This window comes from Pseudomonas sp. J452 (genome assembly GCF_024666525.1).
In the GTDB taxonomy this organism is placed as follows: Bacteria; Pseudomonadota; Gammaproteobacteria; order Pseudomonadales; family Pseudomonadaceae; genus Aquipseudomonas.
The window spans coordinates 3,633,332-3,656,415 of sequence record NZ_CP088294.1; the positions used below are offsets into that span (position 1 = coordinate 3,633,332).

The 23,084-nt window shown below is 66.1% G+C and carries 8 protein-coding genes; all 8 read left to right on the forward strand.

Features of this window, described 5'->3' with window-relative positions; translation table 11 throughout:
• Positions 1–163: 163 nt before the first annotated feature.
• The 8 genes from LRS11_RS16465 (at position 164) to LRS11_RS16500 (ending at position 22,993) form a co-directional block, all read left to right on the forward strand.
• Positions 164–730: a sigma-70 family RNA polymerase sigma factor gene (locus LRS11_RS16465; protein ID WP_260493985.1), complete on the forward strand. Its 567-nt coding sequence runs from the start codon at positions 164–166 to the stop codon at positions 728–730.
• A gap of 32 nt (positions 731–762) precedes the next feature.
• On the forward strand, positions 763–2,451 hold the full coding sequence (locus LRS11_RS16470) for a multidrug ABC transporter permease/ATP-binding protein (RefSeq protein WP_260493986.1): 1,689 nt from the start codon (positions 763–765) through the stop codon (positions 2,449–2,451).
• 128 nt (positions 2,452–2,579) lie between these two features.
• Positions 2,580–2,783, forward strand: a complete 204-nt coding sequence (locus tag LRS11_RS16475) for an MbtH family protein (protein ID WP_260493987.1) — start codon at positions 2,580–2,582, stop codon at positions 2,781–2,783.
• Positions 2,783–3,508, forward strand: a complete 726-nt coding sequence (locus LRS11_RS16480) for a thioesterase II family protein (protein ID WP_260493988.1) — start codon at positions 2,783–2,785, stop codon at positions 3,506–3,508. The genes LRS11_RS16475 and LRS11_RS16480 overlap by 1 nt, the downstream gene beginning before the upstream one ends.
• A 24-nt stretch (positions 3,509–3,532) precedes the next feature.
• The gene (locus LRS11_RS16485; RefSeq protein ID WP_260493989.1) at positions 3,533–14,326 is read left to right on the forward strand and encodes a non-ribosomal peptide synthetase; all 10,794 of its coding nucleotides are present in this window, start codon (positions 3,533–3,535) and stop codon (positions 14,324–14,326) included.
• Positions 14,323–19,710, forward strand: coding sequence for an amino acid adenylation domain-containing protein (locus LRS11_RS16490; RefSeq protein WP_260493990.1), 5,388 nt, complete (start codon positions 14,323–14,325; stop codon positions 19,708–19,710). Before LRS11_RS16485 ends, LRS11_RS16490 begins: the two co-directional genes overlap by 4 nt.
• A gap of 105 nt (positions 19,711–19,815) precedes the next feature.
• On the forward strand, positions 19,816–22,005 hold the full coding sequence (locus LRS11_RS16495; RefSeq protein ID WP_260493991.1) for a TonB-dependent siderophore receptor: 2,190 nt from the start codon (positions 19,816–19,818) through the stop codon (positions 22,003–22,005).
• On the forward strand, positions 21,995–22,993 hold the full coding sequence (locus LRS11_RS16500; RefSeq protein ID WP_260493992.1) for a GNAT family N-acetyltransferase: 999 nt from the start codon (positions 21,995–21,997) through the stop codon (positions 22,991–22,993). The genes LRS11_RS16495 and LRS11_RS16500 overlap by 11 nt, the downstream gene beginning before the upstream one ends.
• Positions 22,994–23,084 lie beyond the last annotated feature (91 nt).

Sequence of the window (23,084 nt, forward strand, 5' to 3'; positions counted from 1 at the left end):
CGCCTTGTTCTACCTTCCGCGCCGCCCGTTCTGGGCGGCGCTGCGTTTCAGCCCCCGTATTTCGCTGATAGGCCCTGTTTTTTAGCGGCATTGCTGATTGCCAGTATTGTAATGATAAGAATTATCATTAAGATGCGCATCACCGTGCAGCCGAGGACAGGCTATGGGAAGGTTATTCACATTGCAGGAGCAGGGCTCAGTAGCGACAACGCTACTTGAGGGTGCTTCGTCTGAGCCGCTGGAGCAGCTCTATCACGGTAGTCATCGCAGTCTGGTGGATGCCGCCCAGGCGCTACTGGGTTGCCGCGCGCGGGCCGAGGACGTGGTCCAGGATGCCTTTCTCAAACTCTGGGAAAGTGGCGATCAGCATGCCATCCAGGAACCTATCCGCTACCTGTTCCGCATGGTGCGTAACCTGGCTATCGACCGCCTGCGTCGCCTGGCTCTGGAAGGCCGCTATCGCTTCGACGAGGAGCCGCTGGACGAGCTGCCAGCGCCGCAATCCACCCCGGAACAGGCCGCTTTTGGCGAGCTGGAATGGCAGCGCATGCACCAGGCGATCGGCGAGCTACCCGAGCGCACCCGCACCGTGTTCACCATGAGCCAGCTGGAAGGTTACAGCCAGCGCGAAGTGGCCAGCCACCTGAATGCCTCGCCCACCCTGGTGCATTTCCTCCTGCGCGATGCCCTGACCCATTGCCGCAGCCGCCTCGGTTTCGAGGCGGCGTGACGCTCACCGTCGAGCACTCTGGAATCGATTGAATGAAACTGCTCAACCTGCTGTTCCGTGACAACCGCCTGCCATTCGCCGGCATCATCGTACTGAGCCTGTGCAGCGCCTTGCTCAGCATCGGCGTGATCGCCTTCGTCAACTGGCGCTTGATCGGCTTGCAGAGCGATCTGGGCAGTGCCCTGGCGACCTTCCTAGGCCTGCTGGTGCTGCTGCTGATCTGCGCCGCCGCCGGGCAGATCTCCCTACACCGTCTGGGTCACGCCTTCGTCTACCGCCTGCGCCGCAGCCTGGTCGGGCGGGTGATGAACACCGATATCGAGCGCCTGGAACGCATCGGCGGGGCGCGCATCCTGGCCAGCCTGGCCAGCGACATCCGCAACATCACCATCGCTTTCGTTCATCTGCCGGAACTGGTCTACGGCCTGATCCTCAGCCTGGCCGCCTTCGCCTTCCTGGCCTGGCTGTCGCCATCGCTGTTCGGCATCACCATTTCCTGGCTGACCCTGACCCTGGTGGTGGGCTGGTTGCTGGTGGGCAAGGTCAACCGCCATGTCCGCCTGCTGCGCGAGGCCGAGGACCACCTGTACCAGGACTACCAGGCGATCATCGACGGGCGCAAGGAGCTGGCACTCAACCGCGACCGCGCGCGCCTGCTGTTCGACGAGGAATTCGACCGCGATGCCCGCGCCTACCGCGACCACGTCACCCGCGCCGACATCTACAACGGCCTGGCCGGCAACTGGGCCAACTGCATGGTGCTGGGCAGCATCGGCCTGGTGTTTTTCTGCGCCAGCGGCCTGGGCTGGGCGACCAGCTCGGTGGCCGCAACCTTCGCCCTGACCGTGCTGTTCCTGCGTGCACCACTGGTGTCCAGTGTCGCCGCGCTGCCGGCGCTGCTCGCCGCACGCATCTCGCTGGACAAGCTGGAAGCGCTGGAACTGGCCCCGGAGCACAGCACCGAGGCGATCAGCCCGCTGGGCGACTGGCAACAGTTGCAGCTGTGCGGCCTGGAATACCGTTATCCGGGGGAGGGTGGCGATGCCGGTTTCGATGTAGGCCCGGTCGACCTGCAGTTGCGCCGTGGCGAATTGGTCTTCCTGGTCGGCGGCAACGGCAGTGGCAAGTCCACTTTCGCCCGCCTGCTCACTGGCCTGCATCGCCCGCTAGCCGGTGAAATACGCCTCGATGGCCAAGCCCTGACGGCCGAGCAATGGCCGGCCTACCGCCAGCTGTTCGGCAGCGTCTTCACCGACTTCCATCTGTTCGCCCGTCTGCTCGGTCCGCAGGGCGGCGAGGTGCCGGAGTCGCTGGTCGGGCAATGGCTGGATCGCCTGCGCCTGGCGCACAAGGTGCGTTTCGCCAGCGGCCGTCTGGCCGATACACGCTTCTCCCAGGGCCAGCGCAAGCGCCTGGCGCTGATGCTGGCGATGCTGGAAGGGCGCGACATCCTGGTGCTCGACGAATGGGCGGCCGACCAGGACCCGCTGTTCCGTCGCCTGTTCTACCGCGAGCTGTTGCCGCAGCTCAAGGCTGCCGGCAAGACCATCATCGCTATCACCCACGACGACCACTATTTCGACCAGGCCGACCGCCTGCTGAAAATGGATGGCGGCCGCCTGTACGAGCTGAGTGGCCAGGCCCGCGAACGCGCCACCCGCGACGCGGTGCTGGAAATCGGCGGCAGCGCCAAGCCCGAAGCAGTCGGCGCCCCCCTGTGAACTGAAGCCCGCAGCGCCTGCGGGCGCGGGCTTCGTTCGTCCGTTTTCTGCATTTAAATGAAAACTATTCGCACTGATATACGTCTTTAAAGCGAGCCGTTTCGATCGGCATCTGCGAGGTACTGAGAATGAGCCTGGACAATCCGCAAACCACCTTCCTGGTGGTGATCAATGAAGAACAGCAATACGCCATCTGGCCGGCCTACAAGGCTGTACCGGCTGGCTGGCAGGACATCGGCGTGCGCGGCGACAAGCCGACCTGCCTGGCGCATATCGCCAGCGTCTGGACCGATATGCGCCCGCGCAGCCTGCGTGAGGCGATGGACGCCTGATGCAGCTGTTCTGCCTGGCTCATGCCGGTGCCAGCGCCATGGCCTATGCGCGCTGGCGTCGGCGCCTGCCGCGCTGGCTGGATGTCTGTCCGCTGGAGCTACCAGGCCGCGGTGCGCGCCAGCAGGAACCGCTGTGCCAGGACCTGCCGGCAATGCTCGCCGACCTCATGGCCTCCTGGCGGCGCGAGTGCAGCGGCCCTTATCTGCTGTGGGGCCACAGCCTCGGCGGCTTGCTCGCCTATGAGCTGGCCCATGCGCTGATCGGCGCCGGGCAGAACGCGCCACTGGCGCTGTTCGCTTCCGCCTCGCGCGCGCCGTCGCTGCGCGCCCAGGCACCACGTCTGGCGCAGCGTAGCGATGGCGAGCTGTTGTCGCGCCTGGCCGGCTTCGCCCGTTTGCCGCGGGAACTGCTGGCCGACCCGTTGTTTCGCGGCGAGATGCTGCCGGTGCTGCGCAGCGATTTCGCCCTGGCCGAAGGTTATCGCTACCAGCGTCGTGCGCCGCTGCCCTGTGCCCTGCATGTGCTGGGCGCGCGCCACGACAGCCTGAGCGAAGAAGACCTGCGCGCCTGGCGGCGTGAAACCCGCAGTGCTTTCACCCTGGAGTGGCTGGAGGGCGATCACGCCTACCTGCGTCCCCAGGAAGACGAGTTGCTGTCCCTGATCGAATTCCATGCCTTGCGCCTGTTGCGGCGCGAGGCGGCCGGTGCGCCCCTGAGCGCCTAGGCCAATGCCTGCGAGGTAGTGTTGATGAACGCGCAAACCGAGTGCCAGCCCGTTGCCGCCCAGCAATGGGCGCCGCTGTCCTTCGCCCAGCAACGGCTGTGGTTCTTCAGCCGCCTGGAAAGCGGTAGCACGGCCTACAACATCGGCGGTGTGCTGCGCTTCGCCGGCGAGCTGGACATGGACAGTCTGCGCCACGGCCTGGATCAGGTGTATGCCCGCCACGCCGCGCTGCGCACCGTGTTCCGCGAGCACGACGGCCTGGCCCAGCAGGCCGTGCTGCCGACCGGCCCGATGCCGCTGGAAATCATCGACCTCGAAGGTAACGCCGAGCAGGTCGAGGCCCTGGCGCGCGACTTCATCGAGGCCGACTACGACCTCACCCGTGGCCCGCTGGTGCGCTGCGCCCTGTACCGCCTGGGCGAGAACAGCCACGCCCTGGCCGTGGGCATGCACCACATCATCTCCGACGCCTGGTCGGTACGCGTGCTGGTGGAGGAGATGGCCGAGTTCTACCGCGCTCGCCAACAGAACCGCCAGCCGTTCATGACTCCGCAGCCGCTGCAGTACAGCGAGTACGCCATTGGCCAGCGCGAGTGGCTGGACAGTGAGGCTGGTATCCAGCAGATGGCGTTCTGGCGCGAGCGCCTGGGCGGCGAGCAACCGCCGCTGAGCCTGACACCTGACTACCCGCACAATGCCCAAGCCGCGCGCCGTGCAGCCTATCGCCCGCTGCAGGTGGAGCCGGCTCTGGTGGCGCGTCTCAGCGACCTGGCCAAGGCCAATGGCGCGACCCTGTTCACCGTACTGCTGGCGGCCCTGCAACTGCAGCTGGCGCGTCTGTCCGGCCAGCGCGAGGTGCGCATCGGCGTACCGGTGGCCGGTCGTGCCAAGGGTTTCGAGCGCCTGGTCGGTTTCTTCGTCAACACCCTGGTGCTCAAGGCCGAGCCACGTCCCGAGCAATCGGTGGCGGATTGGTTGAGCCAGGCCCGCGCAGGTCTGAAACAGGCCCAGGCCAACCAGGCAATGCCCTTCGAGCGCCTGGTCGAGGAGCTGGCGCCGAGCCGTAGCCTGGGCCAGCAGCCGCTGTTCCAGGTGGCCTTCAACTACCGTCGGCAACATCCGCTGGCGGCCAACTGGCTGCCCGGTATCGAGACCCAGCTGGCCGAGCTGCCGTCCAGCCAGATTCCCTTCGACCTGGCCCTGGATGCGGTGCGCGACCGTGGTGATGAGCTGCTGATCAACTTCGCCTATGCCGCCGACCTGTTCGCCGAGAACAGCATCGAACGGCTGATCGCCGGTTTCCTTGAAGTGCTTGACGGTTTTGCCAGTGCACCGCAGGCAGCGCTGGGTGAAGTGGCGCTGGTCACCGCACCGGAGCTGGCGCAGCTGACCGAGTGGAACACGCCGCGTCAGCCCTTCGATGCTTCGCGTCTGCTGCCCGAGCTGATCGCCGAGCAGGCGCGGCTGCGCCCCGATGCCGTTGCCCTGGTGCATGGCGGTGAACGAATTGCCTTCGCAGAGCTGGAGGCCCGCGCCAATCGCCTGGCCAATTTGCTGGTAGCCCACGGTGTGCAGCCTGAGTCGCGTGTCGGCGTCTCGCTGCAGCGCGGCAACGCGATGATCGTGGCCATGCTGGCGGTACTGAAATCCGGCGGCGCCTTTGTCCCGCTCGACCCGGATTATCCGCGCGAGCGCCTGAGCTATATGGTCGAGGACTCGGGGTTGCAGTGGCGGATCACCAGTTCCGATCTGGCCGAGCGCCTGCCGCTGGGCGAGGGCGTTGAGCCGCTGTATCTGGATCAACTGGATCTGTCTGCCTTTGCGGCCTCGGCTCCAGTCGTCCAGCTGCATCCGCTCAATCTGGCCTACCTGATCTACACCTCCGGCTCCACCGGCCAACCCAAGGGCGTGGCGGTCAACCACCTCGGCCTGAGCATGCATGTGCAGACCATCGGCCAGCGCTATGGCATGACCCCGGACGATGTCGAGCTGCACTTCGCCTCGATCAGCTTCGACGGTGCCCTGGAGCGCTGGACCGTACCGCTGGCCTTCGGCAGCCGCCTGGTGATCCGCGACCAGGAGCTGTGGAGCGCGGAGAAGACCTGCCAGGTGATCGCCGCCGAAGGCGTGACCATCTCCTGCCTGCCACCGAGCTATGCCCAGCAACTGCTGGACTGGGTCGAGTCGCAAGACCTGAAACTGCCGGTGCGCTCCTGGACCCTGGGTGGCGAAGCCTTTACCCGCGAGACCTACGAGCGCCTGCAAAAGGTGCTGCAGCCGCAACGCATCATCAACGGCTACGGCCCGACCGAGACAGTCGTCACGCCGCTGATCTGGGAAGCCTATCCGGGCGACAGTTTCGAAGCCGCCTACGCTCCTATCGGCAACCCGGTCGGTCCACGCAGCCTGTATGTGCTGGATGCTGAGCTGAACCTGCTGCCCATCGGCGTGGCTGGCGAGCTGTATATCGGTGGCGAAGTCGGCCTGGCCCGTGGCTACTTCCAGCGCCCCGAGCTGACTGCCGAACGTTTCCTGCCCGATCCGTTCGGTGCCGCCGGCGAGCGTATGTACCGCACCGGCGACCTGGTGCGCTGGCGTGAAGACGGCACCCTGGACTACCTGGGCCGGGTCGACCATCAGGTGAAGATTCGCGGTTTCCGTATCGAACTGGGCGAGATCGAGAGCCAGTTGCTGGCCCTGGATGGCGTGCAGGAAGCGGCGGTAATCGCCCGCGAGACCCCGACCGGCAAGCAGTTGGTGGGTTATGTCGTTGCCAAAGGCGGCGCCGACAGCAGTGTGCTGCGCGCCGAACTGGCCAAAGTATTGCCGGACTATATGGTCCCGGCGCAGATCATCGCGTTGGAAAAACTGCCGCTGACCCCGGCCGGCAAGCTGGACCGCGCCGCGCTGCCCGAGCCGACCTGGCACAGCCAGTCCTACGAAGCCCCGCAGACCGATAACGAACGCATCCTCGCCGCCATCTGGGCCGAAGTGCTGGGTGTCGAGCGGGTAGGGCGCCAGGACCATTTCTTCGAGCTGGGTGGCGACTCCATCGTTGCCTTGCAAGTAGTCAGTCGTGCTCGCCAACAGGGCCTGGGCCTGACGCCAAAGGACCTGTTCCAGCAGCAGACCCTTATGCAATTGGCCGGCGTAGCCCGCAGCGTCGCTGCACCGCTGGCCGATCAAGGCCCGGTAACCGGTGCCGCGCCGCTGCTGCCGATCCAGGCGCGATTGCTTGAGCGCGAAGGCCTGGCACCGTGCAACCAGTACCTGCTGCTGGAGCTGGCCGAGCCGTTGCCGGCCGCCCAGCTGGAGCAGGCCCTGCAAGCACTGAGCAAACATCACGATGCCCTGCGCCTGCGTTACAGCCAGGCCGATGGCCAGTGGCAGCAGGTCCATGCCGCCAGCGAAGACGCCGCTCTGCTGCAGGTGGCCGAACTGGCCGCCGGCGAAGCCGCTCAGGCTCATTACGACGCTCTGCAACGCAGTCTCGATCTGACCAACGGCCCGCTGTTGCGTGGCCTTTACCTGAGCCTACCGGACCAGCCGGATCGGCTGCTGCTAAGCATCCACCACCTGGTAGTGGACGGCGTGTCCTGGCGCGTGCTGCTGGAAGACTTGCAGCGCGCCTGCCTGCAGCTGGCCAGCGGCCTGCCGGTACAGCTGCCGGCCAAGACCAGCGCCTTCAAGAGCTGGGGCGAGCGCCTGGCTGGCTGGAACGTGGACGCGCAACTGCCGTACTGGCAGGCCCAGCAAACGGCTGGTGGTGAGCTGCCGCTGCTGAGCAGCGAAACCGGCCGCGAAGGCAGCCGCGAGCGCCTGGAGCTGAGCCTGGAGGCCGGCTTCACCCGCGAGCTGCTGCACGCCGGCCAGCAAGCCTACCGCCTGCGCGCCGACGAGCTGTTGCTGACCGCGCTGAGCCGTGTGCTATGTGCCTGGAGCGAGCAACCGGCGCTGACCGTGCACCTGGAAAGCCATGGCCGTGCGCCGCTGTTCGACGATATCGACCTGTCGCGCAGTGTTGGCTGGTTCACCAGCCTCTACCCCGTGCGCCTGCAGCCCGACGCCGAGCTGGCTGTCAGCCTCAAATCGATCAAGGAGCAGCTGCGCGCCGTGCCCGATCTGGGCCTGGGTTTCGGCCTGCTGGCCCGGAGTGGCCAACTGAGCGAGCGCGCACCGCAACTGCTGTTCAACTACCTGGGCCAGTTCGACGAGGGCGACAGCGCCCTGCGCCTGGTCGAAGGCGGCCTGTGGCGCGAAGCCGAAGCGCCGCTGGATGCGCCGCTGGTGATCAACGCCGAGCAGCGCGGCGGTGCCTTGCATCTGCACCTGGACTTCAACCCGCAGCAGCTGGCCCGCACGACCCTGCAAGGCCTGCTGAGCCGTCTGCAGGATGAGCTGCACGCCATCCACACCCATTGCCAGAAGGCCCCCCGCAGCCTGACCCCCAGCGACGTACCGCTGGTCGGCCTGAGCCAGGTCGAGCTGGATGCGCTGGTCGGCGTGGAAGACATCCATCCGTTGTCGCCGCTGCAGCAGGGGCTGCTGTTCCACAGCCAGCTGGAAGGTGCCGGCAGCTACGTCAGCCAGCTGCTGCTGCCGTTTACCGGCCTCGACCCTGTGCGTCTGGAAAACGCTTGGCGCCAGGTACTAGCCCGTCATGGCGTGCTTCGCAGCCGCTTCCTGCTCGGCGAACGTCCTCTGCAACTGGTACAGACCGATGTTGCGCTGGACTGGCAGAGCCTCGACTGGCGCGCGCAGCCCGACTTCGACGCCGCGCTGCAAGACTTCTGCAGCGCCGAGCGCGAACGCGGCTTCGATCTGCAACAAGCGCCGCTGCTGCGCCTGGCACTGATCCAGCGCGGCGTGGGCGACTTCGTGCTGGTCTGGACCCTGCACCACCTGCTGCTGGATGGCTGGAGCAACGGCCTGTTGTTTGCCGAAGTGCTGACCCTGTATCACGGCGACCGCCTGCCGGCGCCGAGCAGCCAATTCCGCGACTATATCGGCTGGCTCGATGGCCAGGATGCGGCTGCCGAACAGGCCTTCTGGCGTGAACAGCTAGCCCCGCTGGACGGCGCCACCCGCATCGCCGGCTGCCTGCCGTGCCGCGCACCGGGGCAGGGCCATGCCCGCCATCCGTTGCCGCTGGATGCCTCCACCGAACAACAAATTCGCAGCTTCGCCCAGCGTCAGGGCCTGACCCTCAACACCCTGGTGCAGGCCGCCTGGGCCTTGCTGCTGGCGCGTCTGACCGGCAAGCGCAGCCTGTGCTTTGGCGCCACCGTGGCTGGTCGCCCGACCGAGCTGGCTGGCAGCGAGCAGATGCTCGGCTTGTTTATCAACAGTCTTCCCGTTGCCGTGCAGTTGCCGGCCGAGCAGACATTGGGCGACTGGTTGGCCGCGCTGCAGGTGCAGAACCTGCAGCTGCGCGAGCACGAACACAGCCCGCTGCACGATATCCAGCGTTGGGTTGGCAGTGCCGGCGAGGCACTGTTCGACAGCCTGCTGGTATTCGAGAACTACCCTCTGGGCGACGCCCTCAAGCAGGCCGAGCGCGGCGAGCTTCGCTTAGGGCTGCCGCAAAGCTATGAGTTCACCCATTACCCGATGACCCTGGCCGTGCTGCCGGGCAGCCGCCTGGAACTGCTGCTGGCCTACGACCGCGCACACTTCGATGCCGCCGGCATCGTCCAGGTCGAGGCGCTGCTGCGCCAGGCCCTGCAACTGGTGTGCGGTGACCCGGCCCAGCCGCTGGGCAGCCTGGCACTGGTTGGCGAGGCCGAGCAGTTCCTGCTGGGCGAGTGGAATAAACCACGGCAGGGCTTTGATGCCCGCCGTTTGCTGCCCGAGCTGATCGCCGAGCAGGCGCGCCTGCGTCCGGATGCCATCGCCCTGGTGCATGGCAGCGAGCAGATTGCCTTCGCCGAGCTGGAAACCCGTGCCAACCGTCTGGCCAATCTGCTGGTTGCTCACGGCGTACAGCCAGATTCACGCGTCGGCGTATCCCTTGAACGTGGCAACGCGATGATCGTAGCCATGCTGGCAGTGCTGAAGTCGGGTGGCGCATTTGTGCCGCTCGATCCGGATTACCCGCGCGAGCGCCTGAGCTACATGGTCGAGGACTCTGGGCTGAAGTGGCTGATCACCTCAAGCGATCTGGCCGAGCGCCTGCCGCTGGGCGAGGGCGTCGAGCCGCTGTATCTGGATCAGCTCGATCTGTCCGCTTTCGCTGCATCGGCGCCGACTGTTCAGCAGCATCCGCTCAATCTGGCCTACCTGATCTACACCTCCGGCTCCACCGGCCAACCCAAGGGTGTGGCGGTCAACCACCTTGGCCTGACCATGCATGTGCAGACCATCGGCCAGCGCTACGGCATGACCCCGGACGATGTGGAACTGCACTTCGCCTCGATCAGTTTCGACGGCGCCCTGGAGCGCTGGACCGTGCCGTTGGCCTTTGGCAGCCGCCTGGTGATTCGCGACCAGGAACTGTGGAGCGCCGAGAAAACCTGCCAGGTGATCGCCGATGAAGGCGTGACCATCTCCTGCCTGCCGCCCAGCTATGCCCAGCAACTGCTGGACTGGGTCGAGTCGCAAAACCTCAAGTTGCCGGTCAGGTCGTGGACCCTGGGTGGCGAAGCCTTTACCCGCGAAACCTACGAGCGCCTGCAAAAAATCCTGCAGCCGCAGCGCATCATCAACGGCTACGGCCCGACTGAAACTGTCGTTACGCCGCTGATCTGGGAAGCTTTCCCCGGTGACAGTTTCGAGGCGGCCTATGCGCCCATCGGCAACCCGGTCGGCCCACGCAGCCTGTATGTGCTGGATGCTGAGCTGAACCTGCTGCCCATCGGCGTGGCTGGCGAGCTGTATATCGGTGGCGAAGTCGGCCTGGCCCGCGGCTACTTCCAGCGCCCCGAGCTGACTGCCGAACGCTTCCTGCCTGATCCATTCGGCCAAGCTGGCGAGCGCATGTACCGCACCGGCGACCTGGTGCGCTGGCGCGAGGACGGCACCCTGGACTACCTGGGCCGCGTTGACCACCAGGTGAAGATTCGCGGTTTCCGTATCGAGTTGGGCGAGATCGAGAGCCAGTTGCTGGCCCTGGATGGCGTGCAGGAAGCGGCAGTCATCGCCCGTGAAACACCGACCGGCAAGCAGCTGGTGGGTTATGTGGTGGCTCGCGACAACAGCGACGCCAATGCCCTGCGCACCGAGCTGGCCAAGGTGCTGCCGGACTATATGGTCCCGGCGCAGATCATCGACCTGGAAAAACTGCCGCTGACTCCGGCCGGCAAGCTGGACCGCGCCGCGCTGCCCGAACCGACCTGGCAGAGCCAGTCCTACGAGGCACCGCAGACCGACAACGAACGCATCCTCGCCGCCATCTGGGCCGAAGTGCTGGGTGTCGAGCGGGTAGGGCGCCAGGATCACTTCTTCGAGCTGGGTGGCGACTCCATCGTCGCGCTCAAGGTGGTCAGCCGCATTCGCCAACAGGGCCTGCAGCTGCCGCTCAAGGCGCTGTTCGAGCAGAGCCGCCTGGCCGATTGCGCCAGCGCCCTGCAGCGTGAAAGTGCCGACGCGCCAAAGCTACGCGCATTGCCGCGTGGCGGCGATCTGCTGCTGTCGCATGCCCAGCAGCGTTTGTGGTTCCTCAACCGTCTCGACCCGAGCAACGGCGCCTACCATATGCCCGCCGGCCTCGACCTGCAGGGGCGTCTGGATCGTCACGCGCTACAGGCCGCCTTCGACCAGCTGGAGGCGCGCCACGAGGCGCTGCGCACCCGTTTCGTCGAGGTCAACGGCGAGGCGCGCCAGCGCATCCTGCCGGCCCAGGGCCAGCGCATCGACTGGCTCGACCTGCGCGAGCTGGCCGCCACCGAGCGCGAAGCCGAGGCCCGCAATTACGCACAGAAACTGCTCAAGCGACCGTTCAACCTGGCCAGCGAACCGCTGCTGCGGGTTGCCGTGCTGCGCCTGGGCGACCAGGAATACCGCCTGCTGCTGATCCAGCACCATATCGTCTCGGACGGCTGGTCGATGCAGCGTTTTATCGGTGAGTTCTCCGCTGCCTATGCGGCGTTTGCCGAGGGCCGCACCACGCAGTTCGCCGCCTTACCACTGCAATACGCCGACTATGCCCAGTGGCAGCGCGACTGGCTGAACTCCAGCGAGGCCACGCGCCAGCTGGATTACTGGAAGTCGCGCCTGGGCGAGCACCAGCCGCTGCTGGAACTGCCCACCGACCACCCGCGCCCTGCCCATGGCGCGCGCCAGGGCATGCGCTGGCGCTTCGAGCTGTCGCCGCTGCTTACTGCACAACTGCGCGCCCTGACCCAGCGCGAGGGCAGCACCCTGTTCAGCCTGCTGTTGAGCGCCTGGCAGAGCCTGCTGCACCGCTACAGCTGCCAGGAGGACATCCGCGTCGGCGTACCGGTGGCCGGCCGCAGCCTGGCGCAGATGGACGGCGTGCTCGGTTGCTTCATCAACACCCTGGTGCTGCGCGGCGAGCCGAGCGGGCTCAAGCCGTTCCGCCAGCTTCTCGGTGAACTGGCCTCGGCCAGTCGCGACGCCCTGGCTAATCAGGAGCTGCCGTTCGACCAGTTGGTGGAAGCGCTGCAACCAAGCCGCAGCCTTAGCCATCACCCGCTGTTCCAGGTGGCGTTCAACCATCAGCAGGTGGACTTCAGCGCCCTCGGCAGCCTGCCGGGCCTGCGCGTGCAACCGCATGACCCCGGCGCTGCCGGCGCGCAGTTCGACCTGGCGCTGGATACCGAGGAGGGCGCCGATGGCAGCCTCAGCGGCTTCGTCAGCTACGCCGCCGAGCTGTTCGAGGCGCGCACTATCGCGCGTCTGGCGCGGCACTTCGTGCGCCTGCTGGAAGGCATCTGCGCCGACCCGAGTCAGCCCATCGGCCTGCTGCCGTTGCTGGAGGAAGACGAACAGACCCAGCTCGCCGCCTGGAACGACACCGCCAAGGACTACGGCCCGCTGGTCAATCTCAGCCAGCGCATCGCCGAGCAGGCGGTGCGCACGCCGCAGGCAGCGGCCCTGGTGTTTGGCGAACAGGTACTCAGCTACGCCGAGCTCGACCAACGCATCAACCAGCTGGCCAACCGTCTGCGCAGCCTCGGCGTGCAGCGTGGCAGCCTGGTCGGCATCAGCCTGGAGCGCTCGCTGGAACTGGTGATCGGCCTGCATGCCATCGTCCGCGCCGGTGGTGCTTACGTGCCGCTCGACCCGGAGTACCCGCTGGAGCGCCTGGCCTATCTGCTGGAGGATTCTGGCGTCGAGCTGCTGCTGTCGCACAGTCTGCTGGTCGAGCGCCTGCCACTGCCGCAGGGTCTGCAGGTGCTGAGCTTGGATCGCGAGGACTGCGGCGACGAGAGCGCGGAACCGCCGCAGGTCGAGCTGCAGGCCGACGATCTGGCCTATGTCATCTACACCTCCGGCTCCACCGGCAAGCCAAAGGGCGCCGGCAACAGCCACCTGGCTCTGGCCAACCGCATTCTTTGGATGCAAGAGGCCTATCAGATAGGCGCTAGTGATGTGGTGCTGCAGAAGACGCCGTTCAGCTTCGACGTCTCGGTATGGGAGTTCTTCTGGCCGCTGATCACCGGCGCCTGCCTGGCCGTGGCCGCGCCGGGCGATCACCGCGACCCGCAGAAGCTGGTCGAGCTGATCCAGCGCCACCGCGTCACCACGCTGCACTTCGTGCCGTCCATGCTGCAGGCCTTCCTCCTGCACCCGGACGTGGAGCAGTGCGCCAGCCTGTCGCGCATCGTCTGCAGCGGCGAGGCGCTGCCGGCCGAGCTGCAGGTGCGCACCTTCCAGCGCCTGCCGGGTGCCGGCCTGTACAACCTGTACGGACCGACCGAGGCGGCCATCGACGTCAGCCACTGGACCTGCGTGGAGGAGGGCCGGCATGCCGTGCCGATCGGCCGACCGATCGCCAACCTGCGCCTGCATATCCTCGACGCCCAGCTCAACCCGGTGCCGCAGGGCGTGCCCGGCGAGCTGTATATCGCCGGCATCGGCCTGGCGCGCGGCTACCACCGTCGGCCCGAGCTGACCGCCGAGCGCTTCCTGCCCGATCCGTTTGGCCCGGCCGGTTCGCGCATGTACCGCACCGGCGACCTGGTGCGCTGGCGCGCCGATGGCGCCATCGATTACCTGGGGCGTATCGACCATCAGGTGAAGATTCGTGGCTTCCGCGTCGAACTGGGCGAGATCGAGGCCCAGCTCAGTGCGCAGCCGGGCGTCGCCGAAGCGGTGGTGGTGGCCCGCGACAGTCAGATCGGCAAGCAGTTGGTCGGCTATCTGGTGGCCGATCCGCTGCCGGCCGACGAGGCCGCCTGGCTGGCCGGGATCAAGACCGCGCTGAAGGCCGAGCTGCCCGAGCACATGGTGCCGTCGATCCTGATGCGCCTGGAACGCATGCCGCTGTCGCCCAACGGCAAGCTGGAGCGCCGCGCGTTGCCCGAGCCGATGTGGCAGGCGCGCAGCTACCGCGCGCCGCAGTCCGAGCTGGAAATCACCCTGGCGAGCATCTGGCAGGAAGTGCTGGAGGTGGAGCAGGTCGGCCTCGACGACAACTTCTTCGAGCTCGGCGGCCACTCGCTGCTGGCTACCCAGGCCGTGGCGCTGCTACGTCAACGCCTGGGCCTGGAGCTGCCGCTGCGCGCCTTCTTCGAGGCGCAAGACCTGGCCGCCCTGGCCGCATCCCTCGACGGCCTGGCCCCGGCCGCCGCCGAGGAAGAAGACCAAGACCTGCGCGACATGGCTGCGCTGCTCGACGAACTGGAGGCCCTGTGACCGCGCCCATCGACAAGGCCGCCCTGGCGCGCCGTTTTCTTGCTCTCGGCCCGGCCGAGCAGAAGCGCTTCCTCGAACTGCTGGCGACCAAGGGCATTCGCTTCGACCGTCTGCCGCTGGTGCCGGCGCCGCGTGGCGAGCACCTGCCGGCCTCACATGCCCAGCAGCGCCTGTGGCTGGTGGCGCAGATGGAGCCGGACAGCAGCGCCTACCATATGGTCGGCGCGTTTGGCCTGGAAGGTGAGCTGGATCGCGGTGCGCTGCTGGCCGCGCTGGAGTTGATCGTGGCGCGCCATGAGGCGCTGCGCACGCGTTTCTACGAGCACGATGGCCAGCTGTGCCAGCGCATCGATGCACCGGGGCCGCTGGCCCTCGACGAGCAGGATGTACAGGGTCGCCCGGAGGCGGTGCAGGCCCTGGCCGATGCCCACGCGGCGCGCGCCTTCGACCTGATCGAAGGGCCGCTGCTGCGCGTGCAGCTGCTGCGCCTGGCCGAGCAGCGGTGGCGCCTGCAGATCGTCTGCCACCATATCGTCTCCGATGGCTGGTCCATCGGTGTGTTCGCCGAGGAACTGGGCCGCGCCTATGCCGCCCTGCGCCTGGGCCAGCAACCGCAGCTCAATGAACTGGCGATCCAATACCCGGACTACGCCCAGTGGCAACGCGCCTGGCTGGCCGCCGGCGAACGCGAGCGGCAGCTGGGTTACTGGCGCGAGCGACTGGGCGACGAGCAGCCGGTGCTGGCCTTGCCCTACAAACTGGACGCCTCCGGCCAACGCCATGCCCAGCGCCAGAGCATCGAAGTGCCGCCGGCCCTTGCCGAACGGCTGCGCCAATTGGCCCAGGGCGAGGGTGCGACCCTGTTCATGCTGCTGCTGGCGTCCTTCCAGTTGCTGCTGGCGCGCTACAGCAACCAGCGCGATATCCGTGTCGGCGTGCCGGTAGCCAACCGCCAGCGCGCCGAGACCGCGCCGCTAGTGGGCTTCTTCGTCAACACCCAGGTGCTGCGCGCCGAGATCAGTGCGGACATGAGCTTCCGCCAGTTGCTGGCCGAGGTACGCCGCCACGCCCTGGATGCCCAGGATCAGCAAGACCTGCCGTTCGACCAACTGGTGGAAGCCCTGGCGCCGCAGCGCAGCCTGGGCCAGACGCCGCTGTTCCAGGTGCTATTCAACCACCAGAAACGCGACCTCGGCGCCTTGCAGCTGCCGGGTCTGAGCCTGCAGCCACTGGCACAGGGCGTGCCGCACGCGCTGTTCGACCTGGCGCTTGATAGCCATGAAGACAGCAGCGGCCAATTGCGCCTGACCCTGACTTGGGCCCGCGAGCGCCTGGACGATATCCAGATGCAGAAGATGGCGGCACATTTGCTGGGCCTGCTGGAGCGGGTCAGTGCTGCACCGGATCAGCCGCTGGTGCGGCTGGAGGTGCTGGATGGCCAAGACCAAGTGCAACTGCGCGAGTGGAACACGCCACGGCAGGACTTCGATGCCGCGCGCCTGCTGCCCGAGCTGATCGCCGAACAGGCGCGCCTGCGTCCGCAGGCCATCGCCCTGGTGCATGGCGGTGAGCGCATTGCCTTTGCCGAGCTGGAGGCCCGTGCCAATCGCCTGGCCCATCTGCTGGTTTCTCTCGGTGTTAGCCCAGAGTCGCGCGTCGGCGTATCCCTTGAGCGCGGTAACGCCATGATCGTAGCCATGCTCGCGGTGCTGAAATCAGGCGGCGCCTTCGTGCCCCTCGACCCTGACTATCCACGCGAGCGCCTCAGCTATATGGTCGAGGATTCGGGGCTGAAGTGGCTTATCACTTCGTCCGACCTGGCCGAGCGCCTGACGCTGGGCGAGGGCGTCGAGCCGCTGTATCTGGATCAGCTCGACCTGTCCGCCTTCGAAGATTCTGCGCCTACGGTGCGGCTGCATCCGCTCAATCTGGCCTACCTGATCTACACCTCCGGTTCCACCGGCCAGCCCAAGGGCGTGGCAGTGAATCATCTCGGCCTGACCATGCATGTGCAGACCATCGGTCAGCGTTACGGCATGACCCCGGACGATGTCGAGCTGCACTTCGCCTCGATCAGTTTCGATGGCGCCCTGGAGCGCTGGACCGTGCCGCTGGCCTTCGGCAGCCGACTGGTGATTCGTGACCAGGAGCTGTGGAGCGCCGAGAAAACCTGCCAGGTGATCGCCGATGAAGGCGTGACCATCTCCTGCCTGCCACCGAGCTATGCCCAGCAACTGCTGGACTGGGTCGAGTCGCAAGGCCTGAAATTGCCAGTACGTTCTTGGACCCTGGGCGGCGAGGCCTTTACCCGCGAGACCTACGAACGCCTGCAGAAAGTCCTGCAACCGCAGCGCATCATCAACGGCTACGGCCCGACCGAGACGGTGGTGACTCCGCTGATCTGGGAAGCCTTCCCCGGTGACAGTTTCGAGGCGGCCTATGCGCCGATCGGCAACCCGGTCGGCCCGCGCAGCCTGTATGTGCTGGATACCGAACTGAACCTGCTGCCCATCGGTGTAGCCGGCGAGCTGTATATCGGCGGCGAAGTCGGTCTGGCTCGCGGTTACTTCCAGCGTCCGGAGCTGACCGCCGAGCGCTTCCTGCCCGATCCGTTTGGCCGGGAAGGGGAGCGTATGTACCGCACCGGCGACCTGGTGCGCTGGCGCGAGGACGGTACCCTGGATTACCTGGGCCGGGTCGACCATCAGGTAAAAATCCGCGGCTTCCGCATCGAACTGGGCGAGATCGAGAGCCAGCTGCTGGCACTCGACGGTGTGCAGGAAGTGGCGGTGATCGCCCGCGAGATGCCGACCGGCAAGCAGCTGGTCGGCTACGTCGTCGCCCGCGAAAACACTGATACCGCGCAGCTTAAGGCCGAGTTGGCCAAGGTGCTGCCGGACTATATGGTCCCGGCGCAGATCATTGCGCTGGGAAAACTGCCGCTGACCCCGGCCGGCAAGCTGGATCGCGCCGCGCTGCCCGAGCCGACCTGGCAGAGCCAGAGCTACGAGGCGCCGCAAACCGACAACGAACGTATCCTCGCCGCCATCTGGGCCGAAATACTCGGTGTCGAGCGAGTAGGGCGACAGGATCACTTCTTCGAACTGGGCGGCGACTCCATCGTCGCCCTGCAGGTGGTCAGCCGCGTGCGCCAACAGGGACTGCAACTGGCGCCGCGCGAGTTGTTCCAGTTCCCGCGCTTGGCTGAGCTGGCCAAGGTCGCGCGCCTGGCAGGAGCGGAGGAAGTGCAGGGGCCGGTAACAGGCCCGCTGCCGCTGGCGCCGATCCAGGCGCATTTCTTCGCCATGGGCCAGGCCAATCCCGCGCACTGGAACCAGGCGCTGAATCTGGAGCTGCTGCGCCCGCTCGATCCGCAGTTGCTGGAACAGGCGCTGCAGGCCCTGGTCGCTTACCACGACGGCCTGCGTCTGCGTTTCAACCAAGAGCAGGGTGCCTGGAAGCAGCACTACGCCGAAGTGAACACCGATCAGCCACTGCTATGGCTACGCGAGGCTGGCAACGATGCCGAAGCCGAGCAGCTTTACCTGCAGGCCCAGCAGAGCCTCGATCTGGCCAACGGCCCGCTGCTGCGCGCGCTCTACCTCAAGCAGGCCGGCCAGCCGGAACGGCTGCTGCTGGCCGTGCACCACCTGGTGGTCGACGGTGTGTCCTGGCGCATCCTGCTGGAGGACATTCTCGCCGCCTATCGCCAGCTGGAAGCCGGGCAGACGCCGCGCCTGCAGAGCAAGAGCCAGTCCTACAAGGCCTGGAGCGAAGCGCTGCAGGGCTGGGCTGGCAGCGAGTCCGCCCAGCGCGAGCTGGATGCCTGGTGCAGCCGCCTGAGCGGCCCGGCCATGCCGTTGCCGCGCGAGCTGGATGGTGACACTGCGAGCCATGGCGACAAGCGCGAAGTACGCCTGGCTCTGGATGCCAGCGAGACCAAGCGCCTACTGCAGGCGCCGGCGCAGCTGGGCGTGCGCATCGACGCGCTGCTGCTCAGCGCGCTAACCCGTGCCCTGTGCCGCTGGAGCGGCCAGCCGGGCCTGCGGGTCAACCTCGAAGGCCATGGCCGCGAGGCGCTGGCCGCCGAGCTGGACCTGTCGCGCACGGTTGGCTGGTTCACCAGTCTGTATCCGCTGCAACTGCCGCGACTGGACGATCCGCAGCAACAGCTGCAGCGCGTGCAGCAGCAGCTGGAGCAGATCGAGCATGGCGGCCAGGGCTATGGCGTGTTGCGCTGGCTGGGCTCGGCCGAGGTGCAAGCGGCGCTGGCCGGACTGCCGGCTGCCGACGTCACCTTCAACTACCTGGGCCAATACCAGGCCGGCGCGGCGGCGGACTGGTTCCGCCCGGCCGGCGGTGGCGGTGTGGCGGTGGCGGCGGACAACCCGCTGGCCAGTCGCCTGGGGGTGAATGGCCAGGTGTTCGACGGCCAGTTGCAGTTGTCCTGGGAATACGCGGTCACCCAGTACAGCGCGGCGACCATCGAAAACCTTGCGGCAGCCTATCGCCAGGAGCTGCTCGGCCTGCTGGAGCTGGCTCGCGGCCAGGCCGTGCAAGGGCCATCGCCCTTGCTGCGCCTGACCCGCCAGGCTGCAGCACCGGCGCCGGTGTTCTGCCCGCACCCGGTCACCGGCCGGGTCACCGGCTACCAGCCGCTGGCCGCACGCCTGGACGGTGCGCGTGATGTTTTTGGCCTGCAGTGCCGCAGCTTCCTCGATCCGGCCTGGCGCGATGCCTCGCTGGGCGAGATGGCCGATTCCTACCTGGCCGCGCTGCTCAAGCAGCAACCGCAGGGGCCGTACCGTTTGGTCGGCTGGTCGCTGGGAGGCAGCCTGGCCCTGGAGCTGGCCGCACGCCTGGAGGCCCGTGGTCATGAAGTGGCCTTCCTCGGCCTGCTCGATTGCTACGTGCCGGGCACCGAGATCGCCGGTGACGATGCACGCCATCCGCAGGCCCGCGCCAAGCTCGGCGAGCACCTGCAACTGCTCGCTCCGGAATTGCCGGCCAAGGCCTGGGACAGCCTGTTCGAGCGCCTGCTGCAGCTGGAACCGCTGGACTGGCCGCAGGCCTGCGGCGCCTGGTTCGCCGGCCAGCCGCTGGACGCCATGACCCGCCAGAGTCTGGAGGAGCTGCTGTTCGCCTGGGCGGTGGAGCAGCATATGCGCCGCCTGTGCACCGGTTACGCGCTGCCCCAGGTCAAGGTGCGCCCGCACTGCTGGTGGGCGGCGCAGCCGGCTGGCCGCGCCGCGTTGTTGGAGTCGGGACTGGAGCAGGTGCAGGGCAGGGCGGCGGCCCATCGCCTAGTGGACACCGATCACCAGGGCATCGTCCGTCATGCGCAGGTACTGCAGGAGTTGGCAGCGCTGCTGCGGCCGGAATAAACAAAATTTTCAGTTTTTTCTAAATTTCGCCGGCGCTGGATCGTCTAGTAGAGACACATAGTTTAAATGCGAATTCTTCTGATTTGATTTAACGGGGAGTAGTTGATGGAACAGCAGTCGAAACACCTGGCCCGCGCGCCGTTCGCCAAAGCACGTCTGCCACTGGCCATGGCCTGTGCGCTGAGCGCCGTTTGCTTTGCCGCGCACGCCGAAGAGCAAGTGCTGGAGCTGGGTGCGACCAACATCAGCGGTGAGCTGGACAGCCCGGTTGGCGAAGACCAGGGCTACGTGGCGAAGAACAGCCGCAGCGCCACCAAGATCAACACTCCCCTGAGTGAAACTCCGCGTTCGGTGTCGGTGGTGACCCAGGCGCAGATGGACGATCGCAATGTGCAGACCATCAGCCAGGCCCTGCAGTACTCCGCAGGCGTACAAGCCGGCTTCTATGGTGAAGACAACAAGCAGGACTGGTTCATCATCCGTGGCTTCAAACAGGCCAACAACGGCCTGTTCATGGATGGTTCGCGCATCTACTCCAGCGCCTTCTACAGCTGGCAGATCGACCCCTACATGCTCGAGCGCATCGAAGTGCTCAAGGGCGCCTCATCCGTGCTCTACGGCCAGACCCCGCCCGGCGGCCTGATCAACCTGCAGAGCAAGCGCCCGACCGCCGAAGGTAAGAACGAAGTCGGCGTGCAGTACGGCAGCTTCGAGCGCAAGCAGATCAACGCCGACGTCGGCGGCAAGCTGGATGAAGAGGGCAACCTGCTGTACCGCGTGGTCGCCCTGAGCCGCGACACCGGCACCCAGGTCGATGACGTGGACGCCGCGCGCATCCTGCTGGCGCCGTCGATGACCATCAACTTCAACGACGACACCTCGCTGACCCTGCTGGCCAGCATGCAGAAGGATCGCTCCGATCCGCAGCTGCAGTTCCTGCCATCCAGCGGCACCATCAGCCACAACCCGAATGGCGATATCGACACCGATACTGCCGTTGGCAATCCCCAGTACGAGACGTTCGAACGCGACCAGTACACCCTGGGCTATGAGCTCAACCATCGCCTCAGCGACAACTGGGACTTCCAGCAGAACCTGCGCTACGGTCACATGGACCTGGAACTGCGCCAGCTGTTCTTCTACGGCAACCTCAGCGACCGTGTGATCAACCGTGGTCTGACCTATAACGACGGCAAGGCCGACAACCTGTCGGTAGACAACCGTCTGCTCGGCAACTGGTTCGGTGATCGCTGGGAAAACACCTTGCTGCTTGGTTTCGACTACCAGCAGCTGAAGATCAATGATCGCAGCCCCAACGGCTATCCGAACTTTGGCGTGATCCCGCCGCTGGACATTTTCAATCCCGGCAACAACACGCCGATCTTTGGTGTCCCGGTCGGTAATGACGCGCCTATCGGTGACTTCGCCCTGGAAGACAAGGACACCCGCGCCGACCAGATGGGCTACTACGTCCAGGAACAGTTCAAATACGACAATTGGGTGTTCCTGCTTGGCGGCCGTTTCGACAAGTCCCGTACTGACTTCGATAACCAGACCACTGGTGCCGGCCACAATGTGCGTGACGAGGACTTCACCTGGAGCGGTGGTGTCGCCTACGTCTTCGACAATGGCGTGACTCCATATGCCAGCTACTCGGAATTCTTCCTGCCGGTAACCGACCTGAATACCACGGTCACGCCGAACAAACCCTTCGAGCCAGAGACCGGCAATCAGAAGGAAATTGGTATCAAGTACCAGCCAGTGGGTCTGGACGCGATGTTCACTGCGGCTGTATTCGAGCTGACACAAGAGAACGTCAAAAAATACAACGCCGGTACTTATGTGCAGCTCGGCGAGGTTCGCAGTCGCGGTATCGAACTGGAGGCGCAGGCCAATGTCACCGAGAACGTCAGCCTGATCGCCAGCTATACCAAGCTCGACCCGGAAATCACCAAGACTACAAACCCGGCAGAGAAAGGCCAGGCCCCGGCCAACATCGCCGACGAAATGGCTTCGCTGTGGGCCAACTACAAGGTCCTTGGCGGCCCGCTCGATGGTCTGGCTTTCGGTGGTGGCGTGCGCCACACCAGCTCCAGCTACGGTGACAACACCGAGACCCTGGAAGTGCCGTCCTTCACCCTGCTCGATGCCATGGTCAGCTACCAGATCCAGGACGTGCGCCTGCAGCTCAACGCCAACAACCTGACCGACAAAGAGTACGTCGCGGCCTGTGACTACTACTGCTGGTACGGCAACCGTCGCAACATCATCGCCAGTGCTACCTATGAGTTCTAACCAGCTGAGCCGGCTGCCGCTGCCTGATGGCCGGCAGCTCAGCGCCCGTGACGATGGCGACAGCCTGGCGCTGCACCTAGACGAGCGTGCGCTGCTGCGTGCGCGGCGTCAGGGCGAGTTGCTGGTTCCCTTGGAACTGGCCGTCGAGGCACAGGCCGAGACGCTGTGGCTGCTGGCCTACTGGTGCTTCGCCAATGAGCCGCAGCGCCAGAGCCTGGCGCTGCGGCTGGAGCAGGTCGATCCGGCGCTGCTGAACAGCGGCCTGCTGGTCGCCGCGGGTGACCAGCTGCGCATCGAACGCGCGCTGTTCTGGCAACTGCCGGGGCCGTTCCTGCGTAACGCCAGCCATGCCGGTTACCCGCAGCAGATGGTTATGCACGCCAGCGGGCGGCGTCATCCGCGCCGTGGGCCCAAGCCGGTGGGCGAAGTCTATCGGCGCTTCGATGCCAACCTGGGTGCGTGGATTTCCCTGCGCACCCTGGCTATCGACAGCGACCTGGAGCGCTTCAATCGCTGGCAGAACAGCGCCCGGGTGGCAGCGTTCTGGCAGGAGGAGGGTGATTTGGACAAGCACCGTCGCTACCTGCAGGAACTGCTCGACGACCCGCGCGTGCTGCCCCTGATCGGCTGCTTCGACGATCAGCCGTTCGCCTATTACGAAGCCTACTGGGCCAAGGAAGACCGCATCGCGCCGTTCTACGCCGTGGACGACTACGACCGTGGCATCCACATGCTGGTCGGCGAGGAGAGCCATCGCGGCCCGCACAAGGTGGCCAGCTGGCTGAATGCGCTGACTCATTACCTGTTGCTCGATGACCCGCGCACCCAGCGCATTGTCGCCGAGCCACGGGCCGACAACGCCAAAATGATCGGCCACATGCAGGCCCAGGGTTACCACAAGGCCAAGGAGTTCGATTTCCCCCACAAGCGCGCGGCACTGATGATCCAGTCCCGCGAAGTGTTCTTCGAACGCTGCAGTCGGGCGTAGCAAGGGCTGCTGTCTGGCCTGCAAGAGACTGTCGCTTGGTATGTATACACAAGATGAGTCGCGCTTAACGCGGCCGCTGACTGATGAGGTT

Coding starts and splice junctions, on each gene's coding strand:
- LRS11_RS16495 (WP_260493991.1), top strand. CDS start 19,816: ATGGAACAGCAGTCGAAACACCTGGCCCGCGCGCCGTTCGCCAAAGCA.
- LRS11_RS16485 (WP_260493989.1), top strand. CDS start 3,533: ATGAACGCGCAAACCGAGTGCCAGCCCGTTGCCGCCCAGCAATGGGCG.
- LRS11_RS16465 (WP_260493985.1), top strand. CDS start 164: ATGGGAAGGTTATTCACATTGCAGGAGCAGGGCTCAGTAGCGACAACG.
- LRS11_RS16475 (WP_260493987.1), top strand. CDS start 2,580: ATGAGCCTGGACAATCCGCAAACCACCTTCCTGGTGGTGATCAATGAA.
- LRS11_RS16500 (WP_260493992.1), top strand. CDS start 21,995: ATGAGTTCTAACCAGCTGAGCCGGCTGCCGCTGCCTGATGGCCGGCAG.
- LRS11_RS16480 (WP_260493988.1), top strand. CDS start 2,783: ATGCAGCTGTTCTGCCTGGCTCATGCCGGTGCCAGCGCCATGGCCTAT.
- LRS11_RS16470 (WP_260493986.1), top strand. CDS start 763: ATGAAACTGCTCAACCTGCTGTTCCGTGACAACCGCCTGCCATTCGCC.